The organism is Pseudoxanthomonas sp. PXM01 (genome assembly GCF_014851815.1).
Lineage (GTDB): Bacteria > Pseudomonadota > Gammaproteobacteria > Xanthomonadales > Xanthomonadaceae > Pseudoxanthomonas_A.
In genome coordinates this window covers 1608302-1618566 of record NZ_JACVAJ010000001.1, presented here as the reverse complement: position 1 = coordinate 1618566, position 10265 = coordinate 1608302, and the positions used below count along the sequence as shown (strand labels likewise).

The following is a 10265-nucleotide window of genomic DNA, read 5'->3' as shown; positions in this document are numbered from 1 at the left end:
GCTGCATGCGCATCGCGTTGGATCTACAAGCCTGCCAGACCGCATCCCGCCATCGCGGGATAGGCCGTTACAGCCTGGATCTGACCCGCGCGTTGTTGTCGCGAACCGATGACGAGCTGCTGCTCGGACTGGACGGGACCTATCCGCAGGAAGCCGACGAAGTCGCCGGTACGCTGCAGGATGTCGTGGCGCGCGCATCATTCAGCCGCTACTACTACCCGGGACCCGTTCATCCGCATGGACACCCCGACGACATCTACCGGCCTGCGGCGGACGTGCTGGTGCAGTCCCATTACAGAAAGCTTGCGCCCGACATCGTGCACGTCCACAGCCTGTTCGAGGGTTTCGTCGACCACGCGGGCGGAATGCCCGGCGTGGCGACCCTAGAAGGCCCCATCAGCTCGGTGACGCTGTACGACTTCATCCCGCTGGTATTCGCCGACAAGTACCTCGTCAATCCCGAGTACACGACTTGGTACTCGAAGCGCTTGGCCATGCTGCAACGATTCGACCTGCTGCTGTGCATCTCCGAAGCAACCCGTGCGGATGCGATCCGCTTCCTGGGTATACCTGCCGACCGCCTGGCGGTCATCCATGCAGGTGTCGGTGCGGAGTTCACGCCACTGTCGTGGGCGCCCGCCGCACGCGCCCAGTTGTTGCGTCGGCTGGGTGTACATGATCGCTTCGTGCTTTACACCGGAAACGGCGACTTCCGCAAGAATCTCATCGGTGCGATCGATGCATTCGCGCGATTGCCGCAGGACGTAAGGCAAGGCGTGCAACTGGTCCTCAATCAGGTTGATGATGAAGCCGTACTGCGTGTCTACGCCGCGCGCCACGGTCTGGCGCCCGACGACATCGTGATTACCGGGAAGGTCTCCAACGCGGACTTGATCGCGCTTTTCCAGATGTGCGAAGTCTTCTTCTTCCCTTCGCTGTATGAGGGCTTCGGCTTGCCGGTGCTTGAGGCGATGGCATGCGGCGCACCCACCATCTGTGGCGACAATTCCAGCCTTCGCGAGGTGATGCAACGCGAAGATGCGATGTTCGACGCCTCCAGCGTGGAAGCGGCCGCCGGCCTGCTGGCACACACACTGATGGACGAGGGTCTGCGCATGTCGCTGCGCGATTCGGGGTTGGCTCGGGCAAAGGAGTACTCCTGGGACCGCACTGCGCGCCTTGCCAACGAGGCGTGGGGGGAAGCGCGCGCGCGCGCGCGCGCCGATACCCGCACCGCCATTGCCCGTCCAGCGCGCAAGCGCGTCGCCATGGTGACGCCTTTGCTCCCGGAGCGTACGGGGGTGGCCAGCTATGTATCCGAGATACTGGCGCCGCTTTCGCGCTATTTGGACGTGGATCTGTATACGAGCGCGGAGCCGGCCCAAGCGCGGGCGGGCGCCGGCGCCTTGACCGTCTTGTCGTGGTCGGAGTTTCCCGAACGCGCCGCGAACTATGACGGTATCGTCTATCAGTTCGGAAACTCGCCGTTCCATTCGCACATGGTGGACCTGCTTGCGCGCTTCCCAGGTGTCGTGGTGCTGCACGACGTTTACCTCAGTTCGATGTTCTGGTACATGGACGAACATGGAGGTGTCCCAGGCGTATTCGCGGATGCATTGATGCGGTCGCACGGACGATCTGCGGTCGCGTACCTCCGTGACGAAGGTCCGCTTGCAACGCGGCGCCGCTACCCCGCCTCTCTGGGCGTCCTGGAGGAGGCGACGGCGGTCATCGTCCACTCGGTCCATTCGCTGGAGACGATCCGCACGCATTATCCCTATGCTCGCACCGGGCGCGTGCACGTCGCCCCGATGCCCGTGCGCTCGATGGGAGCCCCATTGCCGTCCGAGCGCAAGGCGGCACGCGCCAGACTCGGCATTGATGCGGCCGAGTGCCTGATCGTCAGCTTGGGATTCGTCGCGGACACCAAACTGTCCACTCTCGTGCTGGATGCGCTGGCGGATCTTCCGGGTGCGGATGCAACAGTGAGGATGGTGTTCGTCGGAGAGAACGACGGCGGTCCGTACGGACATGAAATGGAGCGGCGTATCGAGGCGTTGGGGCCCGGCGTTCGAGCCGCGGTCACGGGATTTGTGGACGACGGGACCTACAACGATTACCTGCTGGCGGCGGATTTCGCGGTCCAATTACGCTCCGGCAGTCGTGGCGAGACGTCCAAAGCAGTCTACGACTGCATGTCCCACGGACTGGCAACGGTAGTGAACGACTATGGCAGCCTGGGGGAAGTCCCGGACGATTGCGTCGTCAAGCTCCAGTCCGTGCCGGCGGTTGAAGACCTAGCGATGGCCTTGTCGCGACTCATCGCCGATGCGGATGCTCGACAGGCGTTGGGTGGGGCGGCGGTGGCATTCATGCGACGCGAGCACGCCCCCGACGCGACTGCTCGTGTCTATGCCGACGCGTTGCGCGCAGGCATCACGCTGCGCCACGCACGCGACGCCTACGACCTCGTGGAGGGTTTGACCCGGATCCTGGAGCACCGCCCGGTGCTGGAGAGCGAGTCGGCCGCGCTGGAGTTCGCGATCACGCGTGAGCGCCGCGAGGCCGGCCCTCCCCGCTTGCTGATCGACCTCAGCGAGGTCGTGCATGTGGACTACGCAACCGGCGTCCATCGCGTCGTGCGCAATCTGGCGCGCGAGATGCTGTTGCTGGAGGCACCGACCTTGCTTGAGGTCGCAGCCGTCGCCCATGAAAGGGGGGGGGGGCTGACGTGTACTGACGCCTATGTGACCGACGCACTGGGCTTACCTGGTAGGCCGAACGACCGGCCCATTGACTTCCGCGCGAACGACGTCCTGTTCCTGCTTGACTCGGCATGGGAGACGCCGGAACGCTTCGAGGCATCTCTCGCGACGATCGCGGATCGGGGCGGGCGCTGCGCCGCATTCGTCCATGACCTCATCCCTGTGCGGCACCCTGAGTTCTGCGTGGACTACATGCCGGCCGTATTCGAGAAGTGGCTGCGCTACGTAGTGCGTAAGTGCGATGTACTGGTCTGTAATTCTGCCGCGACTGCGGCCGACCTCCGTGCCTGGATCGCCGAGGTCCAAGCGCCGCGCAAGCATGCTCAGCGCATCGGCTACGTGCATCTGGGGTGCGATCTGATAGAGCCGGGACGCATGGGGGCAGAAATAGGCGAAGATTTCCGCCAGGTGTTCCACGGATGGACGGCCTTGGTCGTCGGAACGCTGGAACCTCGCAAAGGCTGTTCGGACGTACTAGACGCGTTCGAAGAGCGCTGGCGCGAAGGGTCGGAGCAGAAGCTGGTGTTCTTCGGCAAGAAGGGATGGAACGTCGAAGGTTTCTTGGAGCGGCTGCAATCCCACCCCGAACTGGGCCGACGACTGTTCTGGTTCCAAGGTCTCTCGGATGCTGAGCTGAGTTACGCATATCAACACGCTTCAGTGCTCATCCAAGCGTCGTTGGCGGAAGGCTTTGGTTTGCCGATCGTCGAGGCGTCGCGATACGGGCTGCCACTTTTGCTCAGCGACCTGCCGGTGTTCAGGGAAATTGCATCGGTCCACGCGGAGTACTTTCGCGCAGGGGATCCGTACCAATTGGCCGAACGGCTGCGCCAGCAGCTACCTGCGCCGCCGCCAGCGGATCTGGGGCTTACGTGGAGGCAGTCGGCAGAGATGCTCTTACGCGTGTTGGCGCGCGGAGAAAGGCCGATTCCATCATGCAGCAGCGTGCACGAGCGGGTATCGGCGAAGGGAGCGCTTGTATGACCGGAATCTCCGCAGCGTCATCGACAGGGAGGTGGTCGACACGCGTCGACGTTCTGGTGATCGCGTTTCTATTCACGCTGATCGGGCTTTGGTACGCCGGTAGCGATTTCGTCGCCCACTTCGATTCCGCACTTCCAAGCGCGCCGGCAGGCGGCGGGACCGCAGAAATGATCCCAGGCGACCAGTTCGAGCAGTTCTACCGCCATACGCTGCCTTACCATAATCTCCAACGAGGGCAGTCTGCGTACTACTCGGGCTACCAGTATGCGCTTGGGCAGGAGCCGTCCTTCTACGAAGGATGGATATTCTTGCCGTTCTCCCTGCTAACATCGATGCTTGCCCTTTTTCTTGGGCCAGTCGGCGCCTACAACCTGGTTGCGCTACTCAGTTTCCCCCTGGCGGGCATCTTTGGCTATCTACTGGGCAAAGAGGTAGGACTTGGATCACGCGCCGCCGGTTACACGGTCGGGGCAGTGTTCGCGTTCCTTCCGTTCCGCGTAAGTTTTCTGTTCGGAGAGATGGTCTACGCGACAGACGTAGTGCTGTTGCCTCTGGTTCTTTTCGCGTTCGTCCGATTCTTGAAAGGCTTCGACTGGCGATGGTCGGCGATCTTCTTCTTCTCGGCCTTCCTGCTGTCTGCCGCCAACTTCGCGCTGTTCTACTGGTTCATCCTGTTCTTCTCTCCCTTGTTCCTTGTCGGCGCGTTCAAGGCCGCGCGATCCTATGGCCGCGATGTGAGCAAGTGGACGGCTCTGCTCGCCTCTGCGCTGCCATCCTTGGCCATGACCGCGTGGAACTTGGCCACGGTGTACTCGATCCTGTCCAGCAGCGGACTTGCGGCCGGGCAGGACCTCAACGAAGTGCGTTACTACAGTCCAGGATTCGAACATCTCATCACGAAATGGTCGGGCAACGAGAAGACCATCTACCTTGGGCTGGCTGGGATCCTCGCAGCATTGGGTTGGTTGGTGACGCTGATCAGGCGCGGATGGGGAAGCGACCCTGCAATCCGGCTTGTCGTCGCATATAGCGCGCTCGTTTTTCCCCTAGCGTACGTGCTCGCGTTCGGGATGACGTTCGATGACCGGACGGGGATAGGCCTGTACCGATTCTTCTACGAGAACGTACCGGGCGTCAGCAGCTCGCGTACCCCCGGAAGGATCATGCCTGTGGTGACGCTTGCGGCGTCCGTCATGATGGCGGTGGCGTGTGCGTGGGCCACTGGGCGCCTACGCAACCGCGGGCTGAAGATAGTCATTGGGGCACTGCTCGTGTACGCAGTAGTCGTGGACTTCCATTTCTCCGACGCCAGGATGTCCCAGCTGGTAGGACGGAACGCGGCGTATGCGCAAACGGCGGGCAAGGGGGGCGTCGTAGCAATTCCTTTTCAGAGGGAGGCGGACCACTACCTGAACGCGACGTTCCAATATTTCGCGCTCGTGAACGATGCAAGGCTGGTCAATGGCCACAGTTCGATGTATCCATCGGACTGGAACGCGTTCTCCCAGCGCTTCTACGGTACGTTGAACCAAGGGATCGCGACGAAAGAAGATCTGCAGGACCTACGTGGGCGGGGTGTGCGATTCATCGCCGTTCACAGCACCCCTTATCAGCCGAGTGTTGGCCCAGTCGCGCTCAGGCTCCTTTCTGGCAATCCCGCGCTGAGCCGGGTCGCGGAAGAAAGGGGGGTGGTACTTTTCGAGATTGTGGATCCCACGAAAGCGCCGGCTTCCTACTCAGCTGGGGACATCGTAGGTGCAATGCGCCTTGAGGGCGGTAGAGCTGAACAGCCAGTCGTCCTGGATCAGCCGGACTATGCTTTGGGCTGGTATGCCAGGGAGGCATATCCGGATCAGGCCGCTTTTCGATGGATGTCTGGTCTCGAGGCGGTCCTGCTGATTCCGGCACCCGCTGTCGAGTCGGGCGAGGACTACGTATTTCGGTACAAGTGTCCGACCGGTGAGCTGAGCCTTGAGGCGAACACCATGTCCTTGCGCAAAGCAGGAACTGGTTCGGACGGTTGGACATCCGTCGTCATCGATGCACATCCAGGTGAGACCAACATGCTCACCTTGAGGGCACCCGAGATATACAGGGTGCCGACCGATACGCGCCAGTTCGGCTGCATGATCGGTGATATCGAAGAGAAGCGGCCCTGATCACGAATGGTAGTCGTCCCAAGGGACGACCACATCTTGCGGGTCCGATGATGGCGTGTCAGCTCAGCAGGACATCGTCCGCCGTCGCCATCACCTGGTCGAGCCGCTCCTCAAGTCCAACCCACAGCGGCAGCCGGACCAGGGTGTCCGAAACGGAATCTGTCACCCGCAGATCGCCATGGCTGCGGCCATAGCGTAGTCCCGCCGTCGAACTGTGCAACGGCACATAATGGAACACGCACTGCACACCTTGCGCTTTCATGCGTTCGATAAAGCCTGTGCGCTGCTCCAATGAAGGCAGCTGCAGATAGTACATATGGGCATTGTGCTTGCAGTAGGACGGCACTACCGGCCGGCGCAGGCGCCCCGCAGCCTCATGGCCTTCCGCCCAAGCATGATAGCGCTCCCAGATGGCGATGCGACGTGCGGTGATCGTTTCACCGGCTTCCAGTTGTGCGCGCAGGAACGCTGCCACGATTTCACTGGGAAGGTAGGAAGACCCCACATCCACCCACGTGTACTTGTCGACCTGTCCGCGCAGGAACCTGCTGCGATTGGTGCCCTTCTCCCGTAGGATCTCCGCACGCTGGATCCTTGCCTCGTCGCGCACCAGCAACGCCCCCCCTTCACCGGAGATCACGTTCTTGGTTTCGTGAAAACTGAGGCATCCGAAATCACCGATCGCACCGAGTGGGCGACCCTTGTAGGATGAATAAATGGCTTGCGCAGCGTCCTCTACGACCATCAGTCCGTACTTGGAGGCGATCCGTAGGATTTCGTCCATCTCGCAAGCGACGCCTGCGTAGTGGACGACGCAGATTGCCTTGGTTCGTTCGGTGATCGCGCTTTCAATGAGCGACTCGTCGATGTTCAGGGTGTCGCTCCGGATGTCGACAAAAACCGGAACGGCGCCCTGGAGTACGAATGCATTGGCCGTGGAGACGAACGTGTAGGACGGCATGATGACTTCGTCGCCCGGCTGCAGTGCGAGCAGCAGCGCGCTCATCTCGAGCGCTGCTGTACACGAGTGTGTCAGTAGTGCCTTGGCGCAATTGACCTGCTGCTCGAGCAAGGCATTGCAGTGGCGCGTGAACGGCCCATCGCCCGAGAGGTGTCCATTGGCATGCGCCTCGGCAATGTAGGTCAGCTCATTGCCGGTCATGTACGGTTTGTTGAAAGGTATCGTCATGGTTCTGGGCTCCGTGCCAGGATCGAGTCAGCGGGTGCATTCCATGATGCAGTGCGTGTAGGGAACGAAAAGCATGTCTTCGCGCACAGTCAGGTGCACCGAGGAAAAATCCGTCCCTGCCAGTGCGCGATACCCTTCCGGAGAGCGGATGTTCTGCCCGCGGTCGCGGAGAATCAAAGACCTGGCCAAGCCGGACTGGCTGTCCGTGAGGGTTCCATCAAGCGTGATCAGCCTTCCGCCCGGGCGAAGCTTGCTCCATGCCGTATCGATCAGCGCGTGCGCTAGCTCGTCGTCCAGATGGTGCAGGATGCCGATTGCCAATACGATGTCCGCACCGTCCTTCACCATGTCGTCGTCGAAATCTGCGATGTCCATGCATTCGAATCTGGCCCGTGCCCCGTAACGCTTCCTGGCCGCCTCGATATAGCGGGGCGAGAGGTCGAACCCGACGTAGTCGATGTCCTCTGGCAGGTATGGCAGGAGCTCGGCGGTGCCGCATCCGATGTCCAGCAATTGGTCGCGCGGCTCGGCGCGGATGTAATCCTTCACCAGTTTCTTGCGCGACCTGCCCGCGCCAAGGATGTTCTGAGTCAGGTCGTAGATTGCAGGGTGCGAAAGGATGGATCGGATACCGTGCGTTACTTGGCTCATATCAGATACCCGATCGCGACAGAACGAGGACGCCGGCAATGATCAAGGCGGTGCCGGCCAGTTTGTTCAGATCGAAACTCTCGTGGAAGATCCACACCGCGAAGATCGCGATCAGCGGGAAGCTGAGGGCGGTGAACGGATAGGCCTTGCTGAGTGGCATTCGGCTCAGTGCAGCCATCCAGAACAGCGACGCGCCGAATGCCGCGGCGAACGCGCTGATGACCCATGGATTGGTAAGCAGGGCGACGATGTTGCGGGCCGTCAATCCCTCGGCGGCGATCTCGGGGCGCAATCCCACCTGCCACTTGATCATGAGCTGACCGTATACAGTCAGGAGCACGGTACATGCGATGAATAGATAGCTCATGACGGGTAGTCTGGCTTTCAGGCGATCTGGCCGACCGGGCCTAGCGCAGGATGATGTCGGTGTGCGCATAGACGCACAAGCGCGATTGGGGGTCCCGGATCTCGAATACGGCATGCATATGACCAGTAGGTCTGATGCCTCCGGGGATCTTAAGCGCTAAGTGGTAGGGCTCGCCGGCCAGAACCGGCCGCAGGAACGTCATGTCGAGACGCCCAAATATGGTGCCAGGGCCTGGCACTTCAGTGCCGAGAATCCGCGAAAGCTCGGCGGCGGCGAGCACGCCATGCGAGATTCGACCTGGAAAACCGGCGGCGTGCGCGGCTTCATCGTCCAGGTGGATCGGATTCACGTCGCCGGACGCCGCCGCGAACGCGGCTACCTGATCCTTAGTGAACCTTACCGAGTTCTCGTACACCTTGTTGCGTGCAGAAAGCAGCGCATTGATGTGATAGGTGTCCCAGGCTTCGAACAGATAGAAACCTTCGCGTGCCCACACCTTCTGCACGGCGAAGTTGTTGACCTGCGTGGAGACCAGCATGGTGGAGAAGCCTCGGCTGGCGAAGTCGACCTGGGTATGCCTGATCAGGTCGCCGTAGATGCCGCCGCCGGATTCCTGCGGACTGACGCCGTACAGCACACCCTCACCGGTCTGTCCATCGGTGGTTTCAGAGCATGCCGCAAAGGCCGCCAGTCTGTCGTCGCGTTCGACAATCCACAGTGTCCGTTCCGCTGCCAGCGCGTGACCTTCCGCCCACTCTTGGTAGCCGGCGAGTATCTTTTCCCGCTCAAGCAGGGGATTGGCGTGGTAGTGGCTCCGGTAGTTGCGGAATGTCTCGGCGATGAGCGTACGCAAGGCATCGAGATCGCCTGGACCGGCCTTTCGAAAGCGGAGCTCGGGATTGCGCAATGGAGCGGGGGAGTAAGTGCGCAGGTCGCACTTGTAGTACACGAGCGTGTCGGCGTGGATGAGGGGGAGCGCCCATCGCGAAACGCCATGGATTCCCTCGGCGGCACTGGGAACACGGAGGATGGCGAGATCGCACTCGGACGCGAAGATCGCCTTGGCGATCGCTTTGCTGTCGACAGTCTCCTGCTTGCCGCGGACCACGTCCAGCCCGAAACGGGCCGTGTCCAGCGGCGAGTGCGAAATAACTTCACTGTCCATGGGGCTGCTCCGGGGAAGGCGTCTGTTCCGACACTAGATAGTACGGCCTGCGTTTGGCGTCGATGAAAAGCCTGCCCAGATAGAGGCCGAGAATCCCAAGGCAGGATATGATCACGCCGCCGACCAACCAGATCGATGCGATGATGCTGGTGAATCCCGCCACCTGAGTATCGCCCTGGACGAAACGCAGCAAGGTCCAGCCGACCATGCCGAAGGCAATGGCCGCGAACACCAAACCCACCTTGACCACCAGCCTCAACGGCTTGTCAGAGTAAGACAACACGATTTCGGTGGCCAGGCGCAGTAACTTGCCGAAGCTGTAACCACTGTCGCCATCCTTGCGTGATGCATGGTTGACGGGAACGTAGCGTGTGGTGAAACCCGTCCACTTGACCATCAGGGGGAAGCAGCGGTCACGCTCCGGCATGCCGTTGACCACGTCGATCACCTTTCGGCTGTAGGCGCCGAAATTGGCTGTCGTATGGTCTTGCCGTACGCCCGTGAGCCAAGACAGTAGTCGGAAGAAGCCCCACGAAAAGAAACGCTTGGACAGACTGTCCTGCCTGGCCGTGCGCTGTGCGAAAACCACGTCCACGCCGTCGGTCAACTGGGCCACCAAGGCGGGGATGTCTTCCGGCGGATCCTGGAGGTCGCAGTCCATGACCACGACCACGTCGCCGCTAGACTTCTCTATGCCGGCGGCGATCGCGTAGTGCTGACCGAAATTCCTGGACAGTTTGAACCCACGCAGCCATGGACGGCTCTTCGCCAGTTCGAGGATGCGCGGCCAGGCAACATCCGGGCCGTTGTCGTCCACCAGCAGCACTTCGAAGCGACGTCCGGAGGGCGCGAGTGCTGCGGCGACCCGGTCCACCAGGTCCTCCAGGCATCCCTTGCAGCCGTACACCGGCGATACCACGGAAATTGACACGTGTGCACTGGCATGTGCCGCGCGCTGAGGAGATGGGGGAGGGGCGTGGGCCGC

Annotated in this window: 7 protein-coding genes; 2 read left to right on the top strand and 5 right to left on the bottom strand. The window is 61.5% G+C overall.

Going from position 1 to position 10265, the window contains the following annotated elements; translation table 11 throughout:
• Positions 1-5: 5 nt before the first annotated feature.
• Complete coding sequence (locus IB230_RS07420; protein ID WP_192270503.1) at positions 6-3749, top strand: glycosyltransferase; 3744 nt, start codon at positions 6-8, stop codon at positions 3747-3749.
• On the top strand, positions 3746-5908 hold the full coding sequence (locus tag IB230_RS07415; protein ID WP_192270501.1) for a hypothetical protein: 2163 nt from the start codon (positions 3746-3748) through the stop codon (positions 5906-5908). The genes IB230_RS07420 and IB230_RS07415 overlap by 4 nt, the downstream gene beginning before the upstream one ends.
• Positions 5909-5966: 58 nt before the next feature.
• On the opposite strand, the gene rffA is transcribed toward IB230_RS07415, so the two are convergent.
• The 5 genes from rffA to IB230_RS07390 all read right to left on the bottom strand — a co-directional run bounded on the left by rffA (position 5967) and on the right by IB230_RS07390 (position 10199).
• Complete coding sequence (rffA, locus tag IB230_RS07410) at positions 5967-7097, bottom strand: dTDP-4-amino-4,6-dideoxygalactose transaminase (RefSeq protein ID WP_192270499.1); 1131 nt, start codon at positions 7095-7097, stop codon at positions 5967-5969.
• 27 nt (positions 7098-7124) lie between these two features.
• On the bottom strand, positions 7125-7748 hold the full coding sequence (locus IB230_RS07405; RefSeq protein ID WP_192270497.1) for a class I SAM-dependent methyltransferase: 624 nt from the start codon (positions 7746-7748) through the stop codon (positions 7125-7127).
• A gap of 1 nt (position 7749) precedes the next feature.
• Complete coding sequence (locus IB230_RS07400; RefSeq protein ID WP_225589238.1) at positions 7750-8061, bottom strand: EamA family transporter; 312 nt, start codon at positions 8059-8061, stop codon at positions 7750-7752.
• Positions 8062-8155: 94 nt separating this feature from the next.
• Positions 8156-9280 carry a GNAT family N-acetyltransferase gene (locus tag IB230_RS07395; RefSeq protein ID WP_192270492.1) on the bottom strand — a complete coding sequence of 375 codons (1125 nt, stop codon included), beginning with the start codon at positions 9278-9280 and terminating at the stop codon, positions 8156-8158.
• Positions 9270-10199 (bottom strand): glycosyltransferase family 2 protein, encoded by a 930-nt coding sequence (locus IB230_RS07390; protein ID WP_343227289.1) that lies wholly within the window; start codon positions 10197-10199, stop codon positions 9270-9272. The genes IB230_RS07395 and IB230_RS07390 overlap by 11 nt, the downstream gene beginning before the upstream one ends.
• Between the last annotated feature and the right edge of the window lie 66 nt (positions 10200-10265).

Excerpts from the sequence above, each read along its gene's own strand:
- IB230_RS07415 (WP_192270501.1), top strand. The coding sequence starts at position 3,746 with ATGACCGGAATCTCCGCAGCGTCATCGACAGGGAGGTGGTCGACACGC.
- IB230_RS07400 (WP_225589238.1), bottom strand. The coding sequence starts at position 8,061 with ATGATCAAGTGGCAGGTGGGATTGCGCCCCGAGATCGCCGCCGAGGGA.
- IB230_RS07405 (WP_192270497.1), bottom strand. The coding sequence starts at position 7,748 with ATGAGCCAAGTAACGCACGGTATCCGATCCATCCTTTCGCACCCTGCA.
- IB230_RS07395 (WP_192270492.1), bottom strand. The coding sequence starts at position 9,280 with ATGGACAGTGAAGTTATTTCGCACTCGCCGCTGGACACGGCCCGTTTC.
- IB230_RS07420 (WP_192270503.1), top strand. The coding sequence starts at position 6 with ATGCGCATCGCGTTGGATCTACAAGCCTGCCAGACCGCATCCCGCCAT.
- rffA (WP_192270499.1), bottom strand. The coding sequence starts at position 7,097 with ATGACGATACCTTTCAACAAACCGTACATGACCGGCAATGAGCTGACC.